The 23227-nt window shown below is 68.5% G+C and carries 25 protein-coding genes and 1 tRNA gene; 6 read left to right on the forward strand and 20 right to left on the reverse strand.

Annotation, left to right across the window (positions count from 1 at the left end; translation table 11 throughout):
- On the forward strand, positions 1-339 hold a 339-nt coding region (locus A5789_RS12920; protein WP_197516603.1), incomplete at its 5' end, for an MspA family porin.
- Between the two features lie 63 nt (positions 340-402).
- Here A5789_RS12920 and A5789_RS12925 read toward each other — a convergent pair.
- From A5789_RS12925 to A5789_RS12935, 4 genes are all read right to left on the reverse strand, one after another.
- On the reverse strand, positions 403-591 hold the full coding sequence (locus A5789_RS12925) for a DUF2795 domain-containing protein (RefSeq protein ID WP_030512889.1): 189 nt from the start codon (positions 589-591) through the stop codon (positions 403-405).
- A 267-nt stretch (positions 592-858) separates the two neighbouring features.
- Positions 859-2070, reverse strand: coding sequence for a glycosyltransferase (locus tag A5789_RS12930; protein WP_064902723.1), 1212 nt, complete (start codon positions 2068-2070; stop codon positions 859-861).
- A 257-nt stretch (positions 2071-2327) separates the two neighbouring features.
- Positions 2328-2600 carry a hypothetical protein gene (locus A5789_RS36545; RefSeq protein WP_146100992.1) on the reverse strand — a complete coding sequence of 91 codons (273 nt, stop codon included), beginning with the start codon at positions 2598-2600 and terminating at the stop codon, positions 2328-2330.
- A gap of 82 nt (positions 2601-2682) precedes the next feature.
- Complete coding sequence (locus A5789_RS12935) at positions 2683-4746, reverse strand: catalase (protein ID WP_064902722.1); 2064 nt, start codon at positions 4744-4746, stop codon at positions 2683-2685.
- 581 nt (positions 4747-5327) lie between these two features.
- Here A5789_RS12935 and A5789_RS12945 point away from each other — a divergent pair.
- Complete coding sequence (locus A5789_RS12945; RefSeq protein WP_064902720.1) at positions 5328-5822, forward strand: hypothetical protein; 495 nt, start codon at positions 5328-5330, stop codon at positions 5820-5822.
- On the opposite strand, the gene A5789_RS12950 is transcribed toward A5789_RS12945, so the two are convergent.
- Both A5789_RS12950 and A5789_RS12955 read right to left on the reverse strand, forming a co-directional pair.
- Positions 5801-6271 (reverse strand): PaaI family thioesterase, encoded by a 471-nt coding sequence (locus tag A5789_RS12950; protein WP_064902719.1) that lies wholly within the window; start codon positions 6269-6271, stop codon positions 5801-5803. The genes A5789_RS12945 and A5789_RS12950 overlap by 22 nt on opposite strands.
- Before the next feature lie 170 nt (positions 6272-6441).
- Positions 6442-6514: transfer RNA gene (locus tag A5789_RS12955), tRNA-Asn, on the reverse strand.
- A 295-nt stretch (positions 6515-6809) separates the two neighbouring features.
- Between A5789_RS12955 and A5789_RS12960 the strand changes: the two genes are divergently transcribed.
- A complete protein-coding gene (locus A5789_RS12960) occupies positions 6810-7055 on the forward strand; it encodes a hypothetical protein (RefSeq protein ID WP_036499775.1) in 246 nt (81 codons plus the stop codon).
- A 64-nt stretch (positions 7056-7119) separates the two neighbouring features.
- Here A5789_RS12960 and A5789_RS12965 read toward each other — a convergent pair whose 3' ends face one another.
- The 6 genes from A5789_RS12965 to A5789_RS12985 form a co-directional block, all read right to left on the reverse strand.
- Positions 7120-7950, reverse strand: coding sequence for an alpha/beta fold hydrolase (locus A5789_RS12965; RefSeq protein WP_064902718.1), 831 nt, complete (start codon positions 7948-7950; stop codon positions 7120-7122).
- A gap of 14 nt (positions 7951-7964) precedes the next feature.
- A complete protein-coding gene (gene dnaG, locus A5789_RS12970) occupies positions 7965-9875 on the reverse strand; it encodes a DNA primase (RefSeq protein ID WP_063014637.1) in 1911 nt (636 codons plus the stop codon).
- Between the two features lie 163 nt (positions 9876-10038).
- Positions 10039-10338 (reverse strand): transposase, encoded by a 300-nt coding sequence (locus A5789_RS37815; RefSeq protein ID WP_227462940.1) that lies wholly within the window; start codon positions 10336-10338, stop codon positions 10039-10041.
- A complete protein-coding gene (locus A5789_RS12975) occupies positions 10236-11498 on the reverse strand; it encodes a deoxyguanosinetriphosphate triphosphohydrolase (protein ID WP_227462941.1) in 1263 nt (420 codons plus the stop codon). The genes A5789_RS37815 and A5789_RS12975 overlap by 103 nt, the downstream gene beginning before the upstream one ends.
- A gap of 24 nt (positions 11499-11522) precedes the next feature.
- Positions 11523-12215: a YdcF family protein gene (locus tag A5789_RS12980; protein ID WP_030512880.1), complete on the reverse strand. Its 693-nt coding sequence runs from the start codon at positions 12213-12215 to the stop codon at positions 11523-11525.
- A 78-nt stretch (positions 12216-12293) separates the two neighbouring features.
- Positions 12294-12989, reverse strand: coding sequence for an MBL fold metallo-hydrolase (locus tag A5789_RS12985; RefSeq protein ID WP_030512879.1), 696 nt, complete (start codon positions 12987-12989; stop codon positions 12294-12296).
- A 64-nt stretch (positions 12990-13053) separates the two neighbouring features.
- Here A5789_RS12985 and A5789_RS12990 point away from each other — a divergent pair, with 64 nt between their 5' ends.
- On the forward strand, positions 13054-15051 hold the full coding sequence (locus A5789_RS12990) for a TPM domain-containing protein (protein ID WP_064902717.1): 1998 nt from the start codon (positions 13054-13056) through the stop codon (positions 15049-15051).
- Positions 15052-15061: 10 nt separating this feature from the next.
- Here the strand turns inward: A5789_RS12990 and A5789_RS12995 are convergent, their stop codons facing one another.
- From A5789_RS12995 to A5789_RS13025, 7 genes are all read right to left on the reverse strand, one after another.
- Positions 15062-15520 carry a VOC family protein gene (locus A5789_RS12995; RefSeq protein ID WP_064902716.1) on the reverse strand — a complete coding sequence of 153 codons (459 nt, stop codon included), beginning with the start codon at positions 15518-15520 and terminating at the stop codon, positions 15062-15064.
- Positions 15521-15555: 35 nt separating this feature from the next.
- On the reverse strand, positions 15556-16161 hold the full coding sequence (locus A5789_RS13000) for a response regulator transcription factor (RefSeq protein ID WP_064902715.1): 606 nt from the start codon (positions 16159-16161) through the stop codon (positions 15556-15558).
- Positions 16162-16218: 57 nt separating this feature from the next.
- Positions 16219-17445, reverse strand: coding sequence for a sensor histidine kinase (locus tag A5789_RS13005; protein WP_064902714.1), 1227 nt, complete (start codon positions 17443-17445; stop codon positions 16219-16221).
- 85 nt (positions 17446-17530) lie between these two features.
- Positions 17531-18313, reverse strand: a complete 783-nt coding sequence (locus tag A5789_RS13010; RefSeq protein WP_063014627.1) for an ABC transporter permease — start codon at positions 18311-18313, stop codon at positions 17531-17533.
- Position 18314: 1 nt separating this feature from the next.
- Complete coding sequence (locus A5789_RS13015; RefSeq protein WP_064902713.1) at positions 18315-19250, reverse strand: ABC transporter ATP-binding protein; 936 nt, start codon at positions 19248-19250, stop codon at positions 18315-18317.
- Positions 19251-19318: 68 nt separating this feature from the next.
- The gene (locus tag A5789_RS13020; RefSeq protein WP_064902732.1) at positions 19319-20239 is read right to left on the reverse strand and encodes an NADP-dependent oxidoreductase; all 921 of its coding nucleotides are present in this window, start codon (positions 20237-20239) and stop codon (positions 19319-19321) included.
- A 197-nt stretch (positions 20240-20436) separates the two neighbouring features.
- Complete coding sequence (locus tag A5789_RS13025; protein ID WP_064902712.1) at positions 20437-21828, reverse strand: glycine--tRNA ligase; 1392 nt, start codon at positions 21826-21828, stop codon at positions 20437-20439.
- 157 nt (positions 21829-21985) lie between these two features.
- On the opposite strand from A5789_RS13025, the gene A5789_RS13030 reads away from it, so the two are divergent.
- Positions 21986-22381, forward strand: coding sequence for a helix-turn-helix transcriptional regulator (locus A5789_RS13030; protein ID WP_227462942.1), 396 nt, complete (start codon positions 21986-21988; stop codon positions 22379-22381).
- Positions 22378-22809: a Fur family transcriptional regulator gene (locus A5789_RS13035; RefSeq protein WP_104364756.1), complete on the forward strand. Its 432-nt coding sequence runs from the start codon at positions 22378-22380 to the stop codon at positions 22807-22809. Before A5789_RS13030 ends, A5789_RS13035 begins: the two co-directional genes overlap by 4 nt.
- Before the next feature lie 18 nt (positions 22810-22827).
- Here A5789_RS13035 and A5789_RS13040 read toward each other — a convergent pair whose 3' ends face one another.
- Complete coding sequence (locus A5789_RS13040; protein ID WP_082857032.1) at positions 22828-23226, reverse strand: hypothetical protein; 399 nt, start codon at positions 23224-23226, stop codon at positions 22828-22830.
- Between the last annotated feature and the right edge of the window lies 1 nt (position 23227).

Raw genomic sequence — 23227 nt, forward strand, 5'->3', positions numbered from 1 at the left:
CCCACCACCCCCCCCCCCCCGACCACGTCCGGCAGCGCGACCCTGCCCGGAGTATCGCCGCCCGGTTTCGACCTCGGGCCGAGCGTCGGCGGCTCCCTGGGCCTGTCCGAGAATCTGGACGCGAACATCGGTCCCGGTCAGGTCACCACCGCCACCACCGCGACGGCCACCCTGGACAACACGACCACGTTCCCCTACCACATCGCCTTCAACAACGCCGCGTTGAACGTCTCCCAATGCGCGTCCCCGGTTGCGGCCGTCCCGTTCGTCTCCACCACGGTGTCGACGGCGACGGGTCTGGTCCAAACCACCGCGTACGGCGATCAATTCACGTTCTGACACGCACTGCCCATCGATACAGCCTGGGCCGCCCGCAGTGCGGGCGGCCCAGGTGCATTCAGGTCAGGACATGGCCTCGCTCACCGCGTTCGGTCCGTCGAACATACGGTCGGGCATGCTCTCGAGCGCGTCGACGATCTCCGCGCCGGCGCCGTTGTTCCGCGCCGCGCGCACGATATCGCGGCGGTCACACGGATAGTCCACGCCGGAGAGATACTTCTGCACCTGAATGGGATTCACCTTCTGGCTCATCGTTTCTCCTCTCTCGGTACTGTCCGTTCGGGAATGGAACGACGGGGCGATACCACCGGAATCGGGGCCGAAACATCGCAGTTGCCGAATCGCTGCCGCGATGACCTGACCGGTCCCGATCTGCAGCAGTCCGGAGTCCGGTTCGGTGGCGTGCGGATCGCCGATATGCCCCGCCCCCGTCGCCGCGACCAGTCCGGACGCACCACCGGGGATGACGACATTGCCGAGCGGGCATGTCGGTTGATTCTCCGCGAGCGCCTCCTGATGTCAGCGAGCGGACGACGCGATGGCGCCCGCAGCGGCCGTGGCGGCGGTCCGCCGATAGGCCGCCGAGGTATCCCTGGAGATCCGATCCCACGAATAACGTCCGCGGGCTCGTTGCAGACCCGCCTCGCCCATCACCCGGCGCGCCTGCCGGGTGTCGAGCAAGCCCGACAGGACCTCGGCCAGAACGGCGGGGTCCCTCGAGGGGACCAAGTGTCCGGTCACCCCATCGAGAACGGTGTCGAGCATTCCGCCGACCGCGGTGGCGACCACGGGCTTCGCGCACGACATCGCTTCGAGGGGAACGATGCCGAACGGCTCGTACCACGGCGTGCACACCACGGCGTCGGCCGAGCGCAACAGCATCGGCATCTCCGCCCGCAGTACCGGCCCGCGCAGCCGGACTCGTTGCGACACACCGTATTCCGCGGCCACGGCCCGCAATCGCGCTTGCTCGGCTTCGTCCTCGGCGCTCGCCGAACCGCCGGCGATGACCAGTTCGGTATCGGGGACCTCCGACAGTGCCGCGATCGCGGTGTCGAACCCCTTGCGCCGCACCATGCGGCCGACCGAGACGATCCGCCGCGGCAGCTCGGGTTCCTCGGCGGGGCCGTCGGGAGTGAACAGCGACAGGTCGACACCGCAGGGCACCACCGATGTGCGCTCGCGCGGCACACCCATCCTGCCCAGCTCGCGGACCTCGTCGGAACAGGTCGCGACGATATGGGTCGCTCCCGCCGCCACCCGGCGCTCGGATTGGACACGGGAGCGTGGGCTGGTGTCGGCCAGCCCTTGAAAGCGCCGCTTCACGGTGCCCAGCGCGTGGAAGGTCAGAACGACCGGAACGGCGAGGTCGCATGCGGCGCGTTCGGCGGCGATCCCCGACATCCAGAAATGCGCGTGCACGACGTCAGGCCGATCGGCACTCCACTGGGCGCGCAGGAAGGCGGCGAACTCGCCGAGGAACGGCAGAATATCGTCTTTCGAGATGTGCTCCGGCGGACCGGCCGGAACGTGGATCACGCGATATCCCGCCCCCACCAGCACTTCGGGGGGAATGTCGGGGTCGTCTCGGCGGGTGTATACCCGCACATCGTGCCCCAACCGGGCCAGTCCCGCAGCGAGCTCGGACACGTGCACGTTCTGCCCGCCCGCGTCCACACCACCCAGGGGAGCCAACGGGCTCGCGTGCTCGGACACCATCGCAATCTTCACGCTTCCTCCGATCCGCGTCGCCGCCGGTGGATCTCGCGCTCTCGAACTGCGCCATAGCCGGCGGAAACCGTGCCATGGATGTTGGGACTCGCTGCGCCCGGCTCGATCGTCGACTTCTGAACCGGTTCGTGGTCGTCATGCCCTCGCAGCGGCGATGCAAACGGTCCGGAGCAGAACCATCGGGCAACCGGGCGGGCGGCGGATGTGACAGTCCAGCCGCACGGCGGCGGCTCCCGGCCGAATCCCCCTGTGCGCCATTAAATCCGTGGGCAAGCATCGGTTCGCGCGCCGCGGGCTCGTCGGCACTGGACCGCAACTCGCCCGGCCGCGCGCAGGTAGCCGGCCGTGTACAGGTAGGTTGTCTTCACTCCGCAGCGGCGCGGCGAATTGCGCAGGTGGGCGCCGTGCTCGTCGGCTCCGGCAAGCGGGACCAGCCACGCTTCGACGCCCAGGGCCGCGGTAGCGGCCGCCCCGCCCGGCAGGTGACTCGGCGTGTGCACGTCGACGACGGGGGCGGCACCTCTCGGCACAGTCGCTCCGAGCGCACCCACACCAGACGTCGGGGACCGCGTCCCGAGGACGACGACCGCGGCGCGCTCGTCATCGTCAGCCCTAGAACCGGGCCCAGTACCGGACTTCCCGGCACCGGCCCAGGAAGTCGGCCACCGATGCGCCCGCCGCGAGATCCATGACGCCGGCATCGAGTTCGCCGGTCAGTCCCGCGGCCGCGAACAGCGCGCCGGCATTGCGGTGGGCGATGAATTTGCCGTGCGCGTAAGCGTCGCTGACGAAGTCGCGCGCCGGCGGCACGGTGGCGAGTTCGGCGGCTCCGGCCTCGGACGCGAGAATCACGACCGCGTCGTAGAGCACCGAGGGTCCGCCGTCGATCTTCTGGTCCGCTTCGACAGTTTTGCCGTCCTCGGTAGTGACACCGCCGACCTTCGGCGCGACGATCTCGAGGATTGCCTTCTCCGCCTGCACCGCCTCACGGACCTCGGCCAATGCCTCGGCATCGACCCCGTCGGTGACCAGCACGCCGATCTTGCGCCCCGCGATGCTGTCCGGGCCGTTGCGCACGATACTCAGCGCGGGCGAGGGCGCCAGATCGGTGATCGGCTCGCGGGCACAGCGAGCCGGTTCCGGAAGCTCCGCGAGGCCGAGCCCGTCGGCGACCGCCGTGGCCAGATCCTCGTGAACATTGCGCAGCGCGGCGACGACCCGGGCACGGATCTCGACTCGATCGCATTTGCTCAGCTCGAAGACGAACGCCTCGACGATGTGCCGCTGCTCGATACTCGTCTGGCTCACATAGAACTGACGAGCCTGGCTGTAATGGTCGGCGAAGCTTTCCGCGCGCAGCCGGCGTTTGGGACCGGAAACAGTCTCGGGAACCGTCGTGAAGCCCCGTTCGGGGTCCTCGCGCGGGCCCTTGATCTCGTCGGGCCACGAATTGGGCTCGTAATTGGCCCGGCCCTTCGGATTGACCATAGCCATGTGGCCGTCCTGCTGGAACGTCGCGAACGGGCACTTCGGCGCGTTCACCGGCAGATGGGTGAAGTTGGGGCCGCCGAGCCGCTTCAGTTGGGTGTCGAGATACGAGAAGTTGCGGCCCTGCAGCAGTGGGTCGTTCGTGAAATCGATGCCCGGGATGATGTTCTGCGTGCAGAACGCCACCTGCTCGGTTTCGGCGAAGAAATTGTCGACGACCCGGTTCAGCACCAGCTTGCCGACCGGGCGCACCGGCACTTCCTCCTCCGGGATGATCTTCGTCGGATCGAGGATGTCGAAGGCGAAGCGATCGGCGAAGTCGTCGTCGAACAGCTGCATGCCCAATTCCCATTCCGGATAGTCACCGGACTGAATGGCATCCCAGAGATCGCGGCGGTGGAAATCGGGATCGGCGCCGTTGATCTTCAGCGCCTCGTTCCACACCACCGACTGCATGCCCTGCTTCGGCTTCCAATGGAATTTGACGAACGTGGAGCGGCCCTCGGCGTTCACCAGCCGGAAGGTGTGGACACCGAATCCCTCCATGAACCGGAACGAGCGCGGAATCGCTCGGTCGGACATGATCCACAGCAGCATGTGGGTCGATTCGGGAGTGAGCGAGACGAAGTCCCAGAAATTGTCGTGGGCCGTCTGAGCCTGCGGAAAGCCACGATCGGGCTCCTGTTTGGCGGCGTGGACCATATCCGGGAACTTGATGGGGTCCTGAATGAAGAAGACCGGGATATTGTTCCCGACCAGATCCCAATTGCCCTCGCGCGTATAGAGTTTCACCGCGAAACCACGGACGTCGCGAGCCAGATCGAACGAACCCTTGTTACCGGCCACCGTGGAGAATCGGACGAATGCCTCGGTCCGGCGACCGGCCTCCTGGAACGGATCGGCCCGGGTCAGATCGGACAGCGAATCGTAGTTCTCGAAATAGCCGTGCACGCCGAAACCGCGGGCATGAACCACCCGCTCCGGAATCCGCTCGTGGTCGAAGTGGAAGATCTTCTCGCGGAAGTGGAAGTCCTCCAGCAGCGCGGGCCCGCGCTCCCCCGCCCGCAATGTGTTCTGATCGTCTCCGACAACCACACCCTGCTGAGTGGTCAGCCGCACGTCCTCACCGGTTGCCTCCTGGTGAGTTTCGCCGCCGTTGCCCGGCCGACCTGCCACATCGTCCGTCATCTCCCGACCTCCTGCCGCTGTACGCCGAACCGCTCGGTCACCGAGCCGATACCCGCCCGGTCCGGAGACAAACGTTCGCTCGGCTACCGAAAGGGCCGTGCGGCGAACTTCGACGAGCAGACCCTCCGGCCCGCGACGGCGAGCGAAAGTCGTTGCAGTCCTCGAGATCCCGATCGCTCAACGAACGGCACAGCTTGGGCCGGTCCCGAGCAGGACAGCTGCGGGCGGCCTCGGCGTTCGATCCCGGTCTTCGGACGCGTTTTCCCTCCCCATCACGCGCACTACCCGAGCCGATCGCGACTATTCCTCGGCAAGTGACCGAAGACCCTATGAACGGCCGGCATCCTGTCCGTAGAAAAGGCTGCAGCGACATCGCAGGCGGTAGGGAGGAGTGACGCCGAGGGCGCCATGGCCGAGCAGATGAAGAGATCGATCATCGCAACCGCGCTGTTGGCCGGAGCCGTCGTCCTGGCGGCGCCGGCGGTGGCTCCCGCCGATTCGCCCGCCCGGGCGGTGGGGCCCGGCACCTCGCTCGGCCTCTGCACGATCACCGCGGCCGGACACGACGCAGGGGCAACGCGGTGGCGCTCACCGCCGGTCACTGCATGTTCAGCCCCGGGCAGAGCGTCGTCGCCCCCGCCATCGGCAGGATCGGGCACTACGCCAGCTGGACATCGAAATGGGCGCTGCTGCAATCGGATTCCACCAGCGACTGGGCCGTCATCGCACTGCGCCCCGGCATCGACATCTCGACCGTGGCCCCGAACGGCGCCGTGATCGATCACGTCGGTGCGGTCCCGGCCCCCGGCAGCCGCCTCGACAAATACGGCAGCACCACCCGCTCCACCAGCGGCCAGGTCGATTCGGTCACCGACAATGTGATCCACACCTCCGTCCCGGGCCTCAACGGCGACAGCGGCTCCCCCGCCTACCAGGGCACGGGTCTGGTGGGCATCGACTCGCAGATCAACCCCACGACACCGGCCGGCCCGTTCTGGTTCTCCGGCATCGAGGGTGTGCTGGCCGAGATCAACTCCCGTCCGGGGATCGTCGGCTACGGCTTCCGGATCGGCTGATCCGATGCGCCACTCATACAGATCAACGTCTGCTGGCCGGTCGCGATCAGTGTGCGCCGATCGTCGCGGACCCCGAACACCTCCAGCCTGCACACGGTCAGCGTGCGCCCCGATTTGAGGACGACACCGACCGCCTCGAGGTGATCCCCCTCGGCCGGGGCGAGCAGATTGATCTTGTACTCCACTGTCAGCACCGAGGAGTCGTCGGGGAACAGCGTGTATGCCGCATATCCGCCGGCGCTGTCCGCGATGGCACTGGTGGCGCCGGCATGCACATACCCGTGCTGCTGCGTCACCTCGGGCCGGTGCGGCAGTTCGATGTGCACCCGACCCGGACCGATATGGGCGAGCCGGGCGCCCAGATGACGCATCAGCCCCTGCCGCTCGAAACTCTCCCGGATGCGCGCCTGCACAGCGGGACTCGCCTGCTCGTATGCCGCCTCGTCCATCGATCTCCTCGTGAGCCCGTTCGCGGCGCACATCGTATCCCCGCGCCCTGCGACCGCCCGGCGGTGAGGATCCCGAATCGGACGGCCGGCGTTCGCCCAGGCCAGGGCTCTCAGAACGAGAACAGCCGCTGGTCTGTGGTACGTTCCCACAGGCCAGGGGCTGTTTTCTGCTCCCCCATCTGGACTCGAACCAGAAACCTGCCGATTAACAGTCGGCTGCTCTGCCAATTGAGCTATAGGGGATTGCTCCGGTCAGCCCGTGCGGGCCGGCCGAGCACAAACTTTAGCTTATGTCCGGTCCGCTCCCCAAATCGGCCCGGGAGCTGGGGAAATGCGGAACGGAGCGGCGTGTCGGGGGCGGGCGGCACGGCCCTGACCGCGGTCTCCAACCAAAGTGTGCCGGTGGGGAATTCGAGAGCCCGGCGGTAAGGATCGGAAATTGTCGGTGGGGTCTGGCAAGGTGGTGCCGGATCGACAGTCCGACTCGATGTCGGGCAGGATGTACGGCGCGGACAGCTACTGGGAGGAGCCCGAAAGAATGCTGCGGTTGATCATCGGCGTCGCAGCCGGTTATGTGCTGGGGGCCAAGGCGGGGCGGGCTCGCTACGAGCAGATCAGCAAGACCACCCGTGCTGTCGCCGCCAGCCCGGTCACCCGCAAACTGGTTCAGGCCAGCCGCCAGAAGCTGTCGGACCGCCTCAATACCCAGCCGCGGCTCGAACCCATGGAGCCGATCGACGAGCGCACCACCGTCCTCGTCCCCCAGGACCAGCTCCGCCGCTGAGCCACGATCCCGGTGACACGCTGCCCGACGTTTCCACCGGGCAGCGTGCCACCGGATCGCCCAACTACCGGCCGAGCCGATTTTTCCCGGGCTCCGCTTCGGCCGGCGAGCCCGCGCGTACCGCCGCGGCGATGTGGCGGGCGAGCAGGTGCGGCGCCTGCGCGTGCGCCAGATGCCCCTGCCCCGATAGCCGGTCGATGCGGGCCCGCGGCAGTGCGCCGGCGATGCGGTCGAATGCGGCGCCGTAGGGTGCGGCGTTCGCGTTGAGTTCGCCCAGCAGCAGGGTGACAGGGACGCTCAGCGCCCGATACCGCCGCAGGTCCACCCGGTAGGCCTCGATTGCCGCGAGTTCCGTCGGCAGCGGCGCCGCCAGCGGGCGCAGCACCGCCCACACCGGCGATTCCCGCAGGGCGGCAACATATTCCGTAGAGAAGCCCGATACATCGGTGTTGACCAGCCGGACGGCCGCATCCAGATCACCGCGGTCGACGGCGGCGCGCAGCGCGGGAATCGCGGCGGGGGCGAAGGGCGCCGATACCGGTTCGTAGGCGATCACCGACCGAAGATCCGACCGCTCACAGGCCGCCTCCAGGGCGATCAGTCCGCCGTAGCTCCATCCGAACAGCTCCACCGCCGCGCCGAGGGCGTCGAGGATGTGGTGCAAGTCGTCGATCTCGGTCCGTACGGAGTAGTCGGCTCCCAGCGGGCCGCTCGGCACCCGTCCGCGGCGATTGATCGTCACCACCGGATTGGACAGTCCGAGCCGCTCCACGACGGGCCGCCAGGTGGCGGCATCGGACATGACCCCCGGAACGATCACCAGCGGCGGGCCGTCACCGTCGACGATCTCGGCGGTCAGTTCGGTCCCGGAGCGATGGAAAGAGATCGATCTCATTCCGAATGGAACGATCAGGCCACGTTGAAATCATCCGAGTTGCCCATGGCCTGGGTGAGCAGGCTCTTGCGGTACTGCTCGAGGGCGACCAGATCGCCGAACAGGGCCATGTAGTCGTCCGGCTGTTCGGTCGACGAGACCCGCTGCAGTTTCGACTTGAGCGCGGCGACCTGGCGCCCGACCCACGCCTCCTGCACCCGCGCCAGCACGCCGGAGATGAACCGGGGGATGTCGTCCATCGATTTGACCGGGAGCGGCTCGGCGGCCAGTTCGGAGACCAGTGCGCGCAGCATCAGATCGTCGGTGTGATCGGCGACGCGCGAAACCCATTCCGCGCCACCGAGTCCCGCTGCCGTGCCACCGGCGGCGGCGAGGGCGGCGCGCACGGCGGTGTAAGCGGGGTGGGTGAACGCTTCGGGCTCGAGGCTGTCGAAGATCGGTCCCGCGGTCGCCGGATACTGCAGGGCGGCGGCGAGTACTTGCCGCTGCGGCAGCAGCACCGGATCACCCGGATTCGGGCGGGCGGCGGCCGACTCCGCGACCGCTGTCTCGGCGGCCGCTTCGCGGCCGGGCACGCCCTTCACCGGCTTACCGCGGCGGGCGTGGTCACCGACCCGTCGCACCACCAGCTGGATGTCGTCCCAGCCGACCCACCCGGCCAGTTTCGTGGCGTACGCCTTGCGCAGCGCGTTGTCCTTGATCTGCGCCACCACGGGCACCGCGCGCCGCAGCGCCTCCACCTGCCCCTCGGGGGTGTCGAGGTTGTGGTCGGCGAGCAGGCCGCGAATCACGAACTCGTACAACGGGACCCGCCGGGCCACCAGGTCGCGGACCGCACCGTCGCCGGAACGCTGACGCAATTCACACGGGTCCTGCCCGTCGGGGGCGACCGCGATATACGTCTGCCCGGCCAGTTTCTGGTCACCGGAAAAGGCCTTCAGCGCCGCTGCCTGGCCGGCGGCATCACCGTCGAAGGTGTAGATGATCTCACCGCGCCAGAAATTGTCGTCCATCAGCAACCGGCGCAGCATCGACAGGTGCTCGTCGCCGAAGGCGGTGCCACAGGAGGCGACCGCGGTCGTCACACCCGCCAGATGCATGGCCATCACATCGGTGTAGCCCTCGACGACCACCGCCTGGTGGCTCTTGGCGATCTCCCGCTTGGCGTGGTCGAGCCCGAACAGCACCTGAGACTTCTTGTACAACACCGTTTCCGGCGTATTGATGTACTTGGCGGTCATCTGGTCGTCGTCGAACAGGCGCCGGGCGCCGAATCCGATGACGTCGCCGCTCAGATTCCGGATCGGCCACAGCAGCCGACGGTGGAACCGGTCGATCGGGCCGTGCCGGCCGGGCTTGGACAGCCCCGCCGCCTCCAGCTCCTTGATGTCGAAACCCTTGCGCAGCAAGTATTTCGTCAGCGTGTCCCAACCGGCCGGGGCGTAACCGCAGCCGAAATGCCGCGCGGCGTTGGCATCGAAATTGCGGTCGGTGAGGTACTTGCGAGCCACCTCCGCGCCCGGTTCGCGCAGTTGCGCCTGATAGAACTCGTGCGCGGCCGCATTGGCGGCGACCAGCCGGGAACGGGTGCCGCGGTCGCGCTGCACCGAGGTTCCGCCGCCCTCGTAATTGATCTTGTAGCCGATCCGGTCGGCCAGCTGCTCGACCGCCTCGACGAATCCGACATGGTCGATCTTCTGCAGAAACGCGAACACGTCGCCGCTCTCGCCACAACCGAAGCAGTGGAAGTGGCTGTGGTTCGGCCGCACGTGGAACGACGGCGACTTCTCGTCGTGGAAGGGGCACAAGCCCTTCAGCGAGTCCGCACCGGCCCGCTTGAGCGACACATACTCACCGACGACATCCTCGATGCGTACGCGTTCACGTATTGCCGCGATATCGCGATCCGGAAGTCGACCTGCCACGGCATCCGAGTCTAAAGCGTGTCGAACGACCATGGTTGATCGGTCGGCACCGCCCTTCTCGGGCGTCGTCGGTCTCCACCGCGGCAAACGGCGTGAACGTCGGTTCCCACGTCTCTCGGGAAGGTTTCACCGGCATTCGACGGTGCTGGTCAGAGCCTTCCCGTCAGCGGGCGTTGATGACCCGGCCTCCTGCTTGGGGGTCCGGGGGTTCATGCTGGGCGGCCGCCCAGCGTGCGAGATTTATCGCGGCATTGAGGTCTCGATCGAGCCGGTAGCCACATCCGCAGGTAAAGACGCGGTCAGCCAGCGTCAGTTCTGCGTTGCGCCTCCCAAAGTCAGGGCCCACGCCGACGACCGGGGTCAGTGGGCCGCGATCCGTTCCAGCCTGCTCTCGGTGTAGGAGGCGATCTGGTCGACGATCACGCGCACGCGGGCGGTGTCGTCGGTGGCCGCCTCCCACCACGGCAGCAGGATCGGGTCGAGGCCCTGGGGGGCGCCGGCCAGCAGGCGGTCGGCCACGAATCGGATGCGCTCGCGCTGTTCGGCCTGGCGTTTGTGATGTTCGGGATCCGACATCACGTACCGCAGGGCGACCGTTTTCAACAGCGCGACCTCCGCGGCCACCACGGCCGGCACCTCGAGGTCGGCGGCGTAGCGGCACAGCGACTGCCCGGTCCATGCGGCACGGGTCGCCTCGACCGCCGCGGTCGCGAACCGGCCGACCAGATCGCTGGTCAGCCGCTTGAGCGCGACCGAGGCGCGCAGGGTGCCGTCGTAGCCGGCGGCCTCGGCGATCACTTGCAGCTGCGAGAGCCGCTGACCGGCCGCGATCAGATCGTCGGCGGACAGGTCGCGGTGCTGGCGCTGGCCCAGTTCGGCGAGGGCGGCCTGTTCGGCCGGATCGGCGAGCGCTCGCAGATCGATCCGGCCCGCGATGACCCCGTCCTCGACATCGTGCACCGAGTACGCCACATCATCGGACCAGTCCATGACCTGCGATTCCAGCGACTGCCGCCGCTCGGGCGCACCCTTGCGGACCCAGCTCAGCCGGTCCAGATCGGCGTCGTAGGCGCCGAACTTCGCACCGGAAGCCGTTCTGCCCCACGGATATTTGACGGTGGCGTCGAGGGCGGCGCGGGTCAGGTTGAGGCCGTAACTCTCCCCCGCCGCATCGAAGACCTTCGGCTCCAATCTCGTCAGAATCCGCAGATTCTGGGCGTTGCCCTCGAACCCGCCGTAGGCGTCGGCGAATTCGTCGAGGGCGCGTTCGCCGTTGTGGCCGTACGGCGGATGGCCGATGTCGTGAGCCAGCCCGGCCAGATCGACCAGGTCCGCGTCACAGCCCAGCCCCTCGGCGATGCTGCGCCCGATCTGGGCGACCTCCAGCGAGTGGGTCAGCCGGGTGCGCGGCGTGTCGCCGTCGCGGGGACCCATCACCTGGGTTTTGTCGGCAAGTCGCCGCAACGCCGCCGAATGCAGCACCCGCGCCCGGTCCCGCGCGAAGTCGCTGCGCCGCGCCGGTGCGGGCGACCACCGCAACCCCGCCGTGGGCGAGGTCTCGGACACCATGCGCTCGTGATCACTGTCGACATACGGGCATTCGGGCATCGCGTCGAAACTCATGGGAGATACCGCCTGGTACGTTTCTCACTGCTCCGCGGTGTATTTGAAATCCGCGGAGAAGTGAGTGAGCTGATACCACAGCAGCGCACCGGTTTCGCGGGCGATGCCGTGGAATTGGGACTCCCGGGTGTAGACCGCCGGGCCGGTGCGCGTCGGCGCGGTCCACGCGTCCAGACCGGCGTCGCGGGCCATGGTGCGGGTGCGCAGCGAATGCCACGGATCGCTGACCAGCACCGCCGAGGACAGGTCGCGAGCCCGCATCGCGGAGGCGACCGCCTCGATACTCTGCAGCGTGTCCGATCCGGTCTCCACGGCCACTACCCGGTCGGCGGGCACGCCGCGATTCTTCAGATAGTTCTTACCGGAGGCGGCCTCGGTGTAGTTGTCTCCCACCTGTTTGCCGCCGACCGTGATCACCAGCGGCGCAACACCTTTGGTGTACAGATGATAGGCCTGGCCGAGCCGGGCCTCGAAAACCGAGGACGGGGTGCCGTCGTATTGCGCGGCGCCCAGCACCACGATCGCGTCGGCGCGGCTGTAGTCGTCGATCCGAGCCACCTGCCAGACCCGGAAAGCGGTGCCGCCGACGAGCACGACCCCGATAAGGACGGTGCCGGCGATCACCCGGCGCACCCAGCGCGCGACCGCCGATCCGCGCGGACGGCGCGGCGCGACGGGCGTGCGGGTCGGGGCGGGATGGGTGAGGGCCGAGGGCATTCCCCGAGTGTGCCAGTGCTCGGTCACGCCACGATTGCGGAGCGCCGGATCCTCACCGCTGCCGGGCACCGGAACCGCTCACCAACCGCGTTGCCGCCACTGCGCGAGCTGCGGACGCTCGGCACCCAGGGTGGTGTCGTCGCCGTGGCCCGGGTAGACGACCGTATCGTCGCCGAAGCGGTCGAACACCTTGGTGGTGACGTCGCTGTAGAGGGAATCGAAATCCTCCGGGGAAGTGGTGCGCCCGACCCCCCCGGGGAACAGGCAGTCGCCGGTGAACAGATGGGTGCGCCCGGAGCCGTCGGTGAGCGCCAGCGCGACCGAACCCGGGGTGTGTCCGCGCAGGTGGACGACCTCGAATTCCAGTTCACCGATCGAGACGGTGTCACCGTCGGCCAGCAGCCGGTCCGGCCGCACCGGAAGCGGTTCGGCATCCAGGGCGTGGGCGGCGGTCGGTACGCCGGTGTCGGCGACCACCGCGCTCAAGGCCTGCCAGTGGTCGAAATGCTGATGGGTGGTGACGATCAGCCGCAGCCGCCCGGGCACCTCCTGGTCCAGCAGGGCCTGGATGCGTTCGGATTCGTTGGCGGCGTCGATCAGCACCGCGTCACCGGTGGCGGTGTCCTGCACCAGATAGACGTTGTTGTCCATACCGCCGACCGACATCTTGACGATCCGGGCGCCCGGCACATCGCGCTGCTGCGGATTCGAACCCGGCGCGACGTGGCCCGTATAGGGGATATCCAGCGTGATCACCCTGCCGATGGTAATCATCGGTTCCGACACGGGTCGGACGGATCAACGCCCTTTACGCCGTGTCGGCGGATACATTCGTGCTATGCCGCCGGACTCGCGTCTTCGCCGATCACAGCCGCCGACGCTGCTCGCGGTGCTGCTGTCGATCGTGTTCGGGTTCGTGCTCGGCTGCTGCGGCCCGGCCGTCGCCGACGAGCCGATGCGGCTCAACGAATACGTCACCGATTCCGCCCAGGTTCTCGACGGTCCGCAGCGCGACACCGTGCGCGCGTCGGTGGACGCGCTCTACACCGCGCACCGGGAGCGGCTGTGGGTGGTCTACGTCCGCGATTTCGGTGGCGTGGATCCGCAGACCTGGGGTCAGCGCACGGCGACCGCGTCCGGATTCGGCGAGCGCGATGTGCTGCTGTCGATCGCGACCAGCGACCGCTCCTATGCCTTCACCGGTGCGCTCCCGCCCTCGGTGAGCGATGCGGAACTGAATTCGCTGCTCACCGATCAGGTGGAGCCGCGGCTGCACAACGGCCAGTGGGCCGAGGCCGCGGTGGCCGCGGCCGACGGATTGTCCACTGCCATGGGCGATTCCGGTGGTGTCGGGATCTGGCCGCTGATCGTGATCACTTTGATCGTGCTGGGTGTGATCGGCCTGGTGCTGGGCTATTCGCAGTTGCGCCGGCGGGCACGGGGGCGCACCGAGGCCGACGCCGCCCGGGCGGTCGACCCGACCGACACCGCCGCGCTGGCCGGGCTCCGCCCGGATCTGCTCGAGGCTCGCTCGGCGCAGGTGCTGGTCGACACCGACAACGCGATCCGGGCCAGCGCCGAGGAACTGCGCCTGGCCACCGACGAATTCGGCACCACCGCGACCGCCCCGTTCGCCGCCGCGCTCGAGTCCGCGAAACAGGCGATGGCGCATGCCTTTTCGATTCGCCAGCGGCTCGACGACGAGATCCCGGAAGCTCCTGATCAGCGCCGCGATCTGCTGGTCGAGCTGATCACCACCTGTGGGCGGGCCGATGCCGAACTCGACGACAAGGTGGCCGAATTCGACGCCATGCGCAATCTGCTGATCGACGCCCCGCAACGGCTGGACGCGCTGACTCGCGATGTGGTCGATCTCACCGTGCGCCTGCCGCGCTCGGAGGAGACGCTGCGGCGGCTGCTGGCCGCACAACCGGAATCGGTCACCGCGCCGGTGCGCGACAACGTGACGATGGCGCGGGAGCGAATCGGCTTCGCCGAGAACACGATCGAACAGGGCAGGCAGGCCGCGGCCGAGCCGGTCGGACGCCAGGGTGGGGTGGTCGCGGCGATTCGCGGCGCGGAGGCCGCGGTGACCGCCGCCCGTACCCTGCTCGACGCCGTGGACACCGCCGAGACCGATATCACCCAGGCGCGGGCCGGTCTGCCGGCGGCGATCGACGAACTGGGTCGCGACCTCGAGACCGCGCGGGGGCTGACCGAACATGGCGGCCCGGAATTGGCGGACGCGATGTCCGGCGCCCGCACCGCATGGGAGGCGGCCCGGACCACCGGGGACCGCGACCCGCTCGGCACGTTCCACCGCGCGGTCGCGGCCGATACCGCACTGGATCGCGCGGTCGCGGCGGCCGGTGAGCGCAAACTCGCCGCCGAACAACTGCGGCGCCGCCTGGACCAGGCCGTGATCGCCGCACAGAGCCAGGTCCGGGCGGCCGCCGACTTCATCGACACGCGCCGCGGCGGTATCGACGCCGCGCCCCGCACGCGCCTGGCCGAGGCCCAGCGGAATCTGGATCGGGCGCAGCAGCTTTCGGCCACCGACCCGCAGGCGGCACTGGACAGTGCGCAACAGGCCGCCGATCTGGCCACCCGCGCACTGCACGCCGCCGAGGCCGATGTGCGGGAGTGGCAGGCGCGCCGGCCGGTGTCGGGGACCTCGCAGGCCGGCGCCGTATTGGGCGGAATTCTGATCGACAGTCTGCTGCGCGGCGCGGGCAGCGGCTATCGCGGCCGTTCGATGGGCGGATCCGGCTGGGGCCCGGCCTCTTTCGGGGGATCCGACAGTTCCCGCCGGATCAGCCGGGGCGGGCGGTTCTGATCCGGTCGTCTCACCGTACCGGTGGTACGGCATCACCGGTGCGGGTCGCGAGCCACTGCTGGAGTTCGATCAGGTTGCCCTCGGGGTCGCGCAGATAGGCGCAGCGGAGACGGCCGTCGTATTCGACCGGTTCGTCCGAGATTTCGGCGCCGCGCGCGGTGATCTCGGCGAGATAGGCGTCCAGATCGTCGACCCGCAGCGACACCATCGCCGCGTCGGCGGGCGGGACCGGCGCCACGTCGCTGCCCGACGGCGATCGCGGGCCGGCCTCGGACCGCAAGGTATCGCCCAGCGCCGCAGCCAGATTCGCGCGCTCGTGCAGAGCGAGCGTGCTACCCAGCTCGGGTTTGAAGGCCGCGTAGGGCGGGCGCGGGTCGTCGGTTTGCGGTGTGAGTCCGACAATGTCGCGATAGAACGTCACGCAGCGGTCGAATTCGGACACGATCAGGCGGATCTGCGTCAGGTGCACATCGGCGAATCTACGCCCGCGGCAACCTGGGCCGCTCACAACCAGCCGAGGCGTTCGGCGGCGCGGACGGCCTCGGCGCGGGTTCGGGTGCCGGTCTTGCCGATCGCGGCCGACAGATGGTTGCGGACGGTCCCCTCGGACAGATGCAGGCGGCCCGCGATGACCGCCGCCGTCGATCCGTCGGCCGCGGCGGCGAGCACCTCGCGCTCGCGTGCGGTGAGCGGTGAGGTTCCCGTGGTGAGGGTTTCGGTGGCCAGCGCCGGATCCACCACCCGCAGGCCCATGTGCACGCGCCGCACCGCATCCGCCAATTCCCGTGCGGGCGTGTCCTTGACGACGAATCCGCCGGCTCCGGCGTCGATGGCGCGGCGCAGATAGCCGGGCCGGCCGAACGTGGTCACCATCAGAATCCGGATGTCCGGGAATTCCGCATGCAGACGCGCCGCGACCGAAATACCGTCCATTCCGGGCATTTCCACATCGAGAAGCACCACATCCGGTGTGGTGCGCCGCACCGCGTCGAGAACCTCGTCACCCCGGCCCACCTCGGCCACCACCTCGAGGTCGGACTCCAGCCCCAGCAGTGCTGCCAATGCGCCCCGCACCAGCGCTTGGTCGTCGGCGAGCAGCAACCGGATCACCGCCGTCGCCCCCGCCGTGATTCACCGACCGACATCATCCATCGCACACCTGCGACCCTAATCCGGACGGCAGGCTCGCCGCCGCCCGACCGGCCGAACCTCGGCCGCGGTGGTGAAGTCCACGGCGATCACGGTTCCCCCGGAGGGAGGTGTGTCGACCGTGAACACACCGCCCGCGTCGCGCACCCGGTCGCGTAAGCCGCTCAGTCCCGAGCCGAAGACACTGCCGGACAGCCCTTTTCCGTCGTCGAAGATGTCGATCCGCGATTCGCTCGCCCGTACCCGGCAGTGGCGGGCGCCGCTGTGGCGCACCACGTTCGTCACCGCCTCGCGCAGGACCCATCCGAAGATCACCGCGTATCGCTCGGGGAGTTCGGCCGGGTCCGGGAGCTCCGCCTCGATACCGGCGGCGCGCAGGGCCGTACGCGCGTTGACCAGTTCACTCGCGAGCGACACCTCGCGCAGGCCGCCCACCGTATCGCGCACCCCGGCCAGCGCCTCCCGGGCGAGTCGCTCCACATCGGCCATCTCCTGCCGGGCCCGGGACGGATCCGAATCGAGCAGCCGTTGCGCCAATTCGGTTTTGACGGTGATGACGGTCAGCGAGTGCCCCAGGATGTCGTGCACGTCGCGCGCCACCCGGTTGCGTTCCTGCACGATCGCGAGCTCGCCCTGCTGGCGGCGAGTCAGTTCCCGCAACTGGCCACGCCGCCGGCCGATTTCGCGACCGGTCCACATCACCACCGGAATGAAGGCGAAATACAGCGGGGCGCTGCCGTAATGCAGCGACAGGCCGATCAGCAGCGCGGCCGTACCCGCCACCACCGCACCGGATTTCGCGGTCGGAAGGACGAAGACGGCGGCGGCCGCGACGTAGATGGCGGTGCCCAGGCCGGTGACACCCAGCAGTACGGTCATCGCGGCGGCGAGCGCCGCCAGCGCGCCCACCACGAGCCAGCGCGGCCACTCGTACGAGACCGGCAGCACCGCCTGTGCGTGTCCCTCGTCCCAGTCCGGTTGCCGGAATGGACCGAAGCACGAGGCCGTCAGCACCCAGAAGACCGCGAGGCATACCGCCGCCGCGACGGCCCGCATCCTATGCCCGTCCTGCCATTGCGAGACGATCGGCGCGATCAGATAGAGCAGCCAGATCAAAGCCAGCACCGCGCCGAAGAACAGGCGTCGATGCTGGATGGCGGTATGCGGGGCGGGTTCGCGGTCCATCCTGCGGGCGATCCGGTCCAGCGCTCCGGATATCGGCCGATCGACCGGAGGTACCCGCATCCGCACGCTCCGTCTCCTGCCCTGGCCGCCGCCGGATTCCGACGCTACCGCACCGTCCACCGAGGCGGACGGTGCGGCGCGGCGGTCAGCGAGCGGTGTCACGCCGGAACAGAACCGCGGCTCCCAGGGCGAATACCGACGCCCACACCGCGATATTCAGCACGGCCAGTGCGGCGGAACCGGCACCGGTGTCGCCGAGCGGCAATCGGGCCAGGGTCGCGACGCCGTTGGTCGGGAAGACCTTCGACACCGTCTCGAACCAGCCGTGCAGCGGCATGAACAAGCCACCGGCGAACGACAGCAGCGCCAGGACCGGGCCGAGGATCTGCATCACATTCTCCGAGGGCAGCACATAGCCCATGAACAATCCGAAGGCCGCGAAGACCACCGAGGTCAGCCAGGCGATCAGGAAACAGCCCACCCAGGCCGCCGTGGTCAGATGCGCGCCGGTCACCGCGCCGGCGACGAAAACGACGACGACCGAACACAATCCGAGCACCATCGCGCCGGCCACTTTGGTGGCGACGTAGGCGGCCGGGCGCAGCGGCGTGAGTCGGAGCTGGCGTACCCAGCCGGCGGCGCGCTCCACCGCGACCATGGCGCCGCCGCTGGTGGTGGCCAGCATCGCCCCGTAGACGGCCATCGACACCATCACGTAGGCCGTGACATTCGCCGAGCCGTAGGTTTCGTTGCGGGAGGAGTTCTGGGCGCCGAAGATCACGAAGAACACCACGGGCATCACCAGCGCGAAGATGACGGTGCGGCGGTTGCGCAGCATACGGCGCAGTTCGAGCAGCAGGAATCCCCAGCTGAATCCGCCCGCGCCCGGGCGGGCGGCATGCGATGCGGGCACGATCGATGTAGTCATCTCAGTGGTCTCCGGTCAGTGCGAGGAAGGCGTCTTCGAGATTGCGGCCGGTGATTTCGATGTCGACGGCCGGTGTCCTGGTCAGCAGATAGCGGGCGACCGCGTCGGAGTCGTTGCCGTGCACCAGCACTCGATCACCGCGCTGTTCGACCCGGTCCACGCCGGCGAGGGCGAGCAGGCTCGCGGGATCGGCGTCGGGCAGCGTCGCCGAGACGGTGCGGCCGGAGGCCAGATTCTTCACCGACGCGGCACTGCCGTCGGCCACGACCCGCCCGCCCCGCACCAGCACGATCCGGTCGGCGTAGGCGTCGGCCTCGTCCAGGTAGTGGGTGGCGAAGACGACGGTGCGGCCGAGATCCGCGTCGGCGCGAATGGCGTTCCAGAAATCGCGGCGGCCCTCGACGTCCATACCGGTGGTCGGCTCGTCGAGGATCAGCAGATCCGGATCGGGCAGCAGCGCGAGCGCGAACCGCAGGCGCTGCTGCTGACCGCCGGAGCATTTGCCCACCATGCGGTCGGCGATGCCGTCGATTCCGGCACGGACGAGCACCTCCCGGGCGGGGCGCGGATTCCGATGCAGGGCCGCGACGACCCGCACCGTTTCGCCGACGGTGAGATCCGGGAGCAGACCCCCCGACTGCAGAACGGCCGAAATCCGGCCCGCCGCAACCGCTTCCGCCGGCGTTGCGCCCAGAATGCGGACGGTTCCGGCGTCGGGCCGCAGCAGGCCGAGCATCATGTCGATACTGGTGGACTTCCCGGCACCGTTGGGTCCCAGGAAGGCGACCACCTCACCCGCGGTGACGGTCAGATCGAGTCCGTCGACCGCGCGGACGGGACCGGCGGAGCTGCGGAAGGTTTTGGTCAATCCGCGAAGCTCGATCACCGGTGCGGCGGCGACCCGTTCCGCCGAACCGGATGTCATTGCTGATGTCATGGTTCCACTGTCGCGGGGAACCCGGCGCCGTACCTGGCCCGAGCGTCACGACTGTGCCATGACAGATGTCATGGCAGCAGGACGATCTTGCCCCGGGTGTGGCCGCGCTCGAGTTCGGTGAACGCCGCGCGTACCTCGCCGAGCGGATAGGTGGCGGCGATCGGAATCCGGACGGTCCCCGCGGCGGCCAGTTCGGCCAGCTGGGCGAGCACGTCGATGGTGTCGGCGGCCGCATTGCCCTCCGCCTTGACGCCGTACTTCTCCACGGCGGCGAAATCGATGATCGTATCGATGCGCTCGGGCTTCACGCCGAGATCGAGGGCGAGTTCGACGTAGCCGTTGCCGTGCGTATCGATGAAAGCGTCGATACCGCCCGGCGCCGCCTCCCGGATGCGCTCGGCGAGACCGTCACCGTATTCCACCGCGACCGCCCCCAGCTCGCGCAGATAGTCCTGGTTGTCCGGCCCGGCGATGCCGATCACCGTCACCTCGCGGGCCCGAAGCAGTTGCACCACAATGGATCCGACTCCACCGGCCGCGCCGGACACCGCGATGGTGTCGCCGGCCTCCGGGCTCACGGCCCGCACGGCGGCGAAGGCGGTGGTGCCCGCGACGTACAGCGATCCGGCCACCTCCCACGACAGGCCCACCGGCTTGGGGGTGACCTGCTGGGCCGGCACCACCACCCGGGTGGCGTGGCTGGACCGTTTGTCGCTGAATCCGAGCACCTCGTCGCCGACGACGATCCCGCTCACCCCGTCGCCGAGCGCGACGATGCGCCCGGCGAAATCGGTGCCCTCCCCCTCGGGAAAAGTGGCCGGCCACAGCTCGTGCAGCGAGCCGTTGCGGATCTTGGCCTCGCCCGGATTGATGCCCGCGGCCACCACCTCGACCGCGACCTGGCCGGGTCCGGGCTGCGGATCCGGCACCTCACGAACCTCGAGCACATCGATATCGCCGTAACGATCGAACTTGACCGCCTGCGCCATGATCAGGACCTTTCGTCGCACCTGTGGGCCGGGCCCGGCCGGACCGCACTCGGCCCGCCGAATCCCGGATTCTCAGTGCCCGGAACGACTCGGACCACCGCGTTATTTCCGCCGCTCCCACTTTTGCGCGGGATCAACCCCGATGACGCCCGGGTCTTCGGTTATGTCCGAATTCGGTATACCCGGGCGCGGTGAACTCAGGCGCCGAGCAGGCGCTGGGCCAGGTAACCCTCCACCTGGTCGAGCGCGATCCGCTCCTGTGTCATCGAGTCCCGCTCGCGCACGGTGACCGCCTGATCCTCGAGCGTGTCGAAGTCGACGGTGATGCAGAACGGGGTGCCGATCTCGTCCTGGCGGCGGTAGCGGCGGCCGATCGCACCGGCGTCGTCGAAGTCGACGTTCCAGTTCTTCCGCAGTTGCGCGGCAAGGTCTTTCGCCTTCGGCGACAGATCGGCGTTGCGCGACAACGGAAGTACGGCGGCCTTCACCGGCGCGAGCCGGCGATCCAGGCGCAGCACGGTCCGCTTCTCCATGACGCCCTTGGCATTCGGCGCCTCGTCCTCGGTGTAGGCGTCGATCAGGAAGGCCATCAGCGAGCGGGTCAGGCCGGCCGCCGGTTCGATCACGTACGGCGTGTAGCGCTCGTTGGTGTTCTGGTCGAAGTAGCTCAGATCGGTGCCGGAATGCTTGGAGTGGGTCGACAGGTCGAAGTCGGTGCGGTTGGCGACACCCTCGAGCTCACCCCATTCGCTGCCCTGGAAGTGGAAGCGGTACTCGATATCGACCGTGCGGGTCGAATAGTGCGAGAGCTTCTCCTTCGGGTGCTCGTAGAGCCGCAGATTCTCCGCGTCGATGCCGAGGTCGGTGTACCAGGCCAACCGCGTGTCGATCCAGTACTGGTGCCACTGCTCGTCCTCACCCGGCTTGACGAAGAATTCCATCTCCATCTGCTCGAATTCGCGGGTGCGGAAGATGAAGTTGCCGGGGGTGATCTCGTTGCGGAAGCTCTTGCCGATCTGCGCGATACCGAACGGCGGCTTCTTGCGCGCGGTGGTCATCACGTTCGCGAAATTCACGAAGATGCCCTGCGCGGTCTCCGGGCGCAGGTAGTGCAGGCCCTCCTCGGACTCGATCGGCCCGAGGTAGGTCTTGAGCATCATGTTGAAATCGCGCGGTTCGGTCCACTGGCCGACCGTGCCGCAGTCCGGGCAGCCGACCAGATCCATGGACACCGAGTCCGGATCGTCGATCTTGTGCTTCTCGGCGTACGCCTCCTGCAGATGGTCCTGCCGGTGCCGCTTGTGGCAGTTCAGGCATTCGACCAGCGGGTCGTTGAAGACGCTGACGTGTCCGGAGGCCACCCACACCGGCCGCGGCAGGATGATCGCGGAGTCCAGGCCGACCACATCGTCGCGGCTGGTGACCATGGCCCGCCACCACTGCTTCTTGATGTTCTCCTTGAGCTCCACGCCCAGCGGGCCGTAATCCCACGCCGACCGGGTCCCTCCGTAGATCTCGCCGCTGGGGTATACCAAGCCACGACGCTTGGCGAGGTTCGCGACGGTGTCGATCTTCGACTTGGGTGCCACGGTACGAGCTCTCCCTCTGGATGATGGGTGGAACGATTCGCCCCAGCCTAGCGACACCCCCGGGCGCACCGCGAAGCAGTATCGACGGCCTGCCTCCTTGACATGCGCACTTATGCATATCAATAATGGCATCGGTTTCCAATAAGGAGTTGGTTCGATGACCGCCGACAGCGGTGTCCCCGCGCGTCGAAGCCGCGTCGCCGTCGAGGCGCCCGCGCCGATCCCGCACGACCCGTATCCCTATCGCGCCCCGACCGCCCCCGCGGTCCCCGCCCGCACCACCCTCGACAACGCGGGTGAACTGCTGCGCGCGCTGGCCGCGCCGGTGCGGATCGCGATCGTGCTGCAGCTGCGGGAATCGCCGCGCTGTGTGCACGAGCTGGTGGACACGCTGGGCGTCACACAGCCCCTGGTCAGCCAGCATCTGCGCATTCTGAAGTCCGCGGGCGTGGTGCGCGGTGAACGCACCGGCCGTGAGGTGATCTACGAACTGGTCGACGACCATCTGGCACGCATCGTCGTCGACGCCGTCGCACACGCCGAGGAAGGATGACCGTGCCGGAGAAGACGGGCACCGCCGAGAAGACTGTCGGAATTCGCAGCACCCGCCAGCGCAGTGCGATCACCGCCCTGCTGGGCGATATCGAGGAATTCCGTTCGGCCCAGGAGCTGCACGACGAACTACGCCGCCGCGGTGAGGGCATCGGCCTGACCACCGTGTATCGCACCCTGCAGTCGCTCGCCGACGCCGGCAAGGTCGACGTATTGCGCACGGACACAGGCGAATCCGTGTACCGGCAGTGCTCCAAGGGCCACCATCACCACCTGGTCTGCCGCCAGTGCGGACGCACCGTCGAGGTGGAGGGTCCCACCGTGGAGGCCTGGGCCGCGGCCATCGCGGGCGAGCACGGCTTCACCGACATCAGCCACACCATGGAGGTGTTCGGCACCTGCCGCGACTGCGCCCACATCGGGCGCTGATCCGGTCGCCCCCGCCGGTCAGGGCACCAGACCCTGGCGGGCGCGGCCCGCGCCGGAGAGGACCAGCAGCAGCATCGTCGCCAGCGCGTCGTCGTCGAGGCCCGCCGCGGGGAAGGTGTAGCGCAGCAGCACGTCGGCCAGTTTTTCGTGGGCGATGATGGTCAGCGAGCCGAACTGCAGCGCGTTGTTGCGATCGGCTACCCGCTTGTGCAGTTGTGGCTTCAAGGGACGATCCCAGGCGAGGACGCAGGTCAGCGTGAGAACGTCCAGGCCGGGCGCCAGTGTGACGCCGCGCAGCGAGCACAGCGCGCCCTCGAATTCGAACCCGAGGGCGCCGCCGTCCTCCTCCCGCACGGCGACATCGCATTTCCGCAGGCAGGCGGCGGCTTGGGCCTGCAATTCCCGGGCGACGGTCAGA

The organism is Nocardia sp. 852002-51101_SCH5132738 (assembly GCF_001665695.1).
GTDB classification, from domain to species: Bacteria; Actinomycetota; Actinomycetes; order Mycobacteriales; family Mycobacteriaceae; genus Nocardia; species Nocardia nova.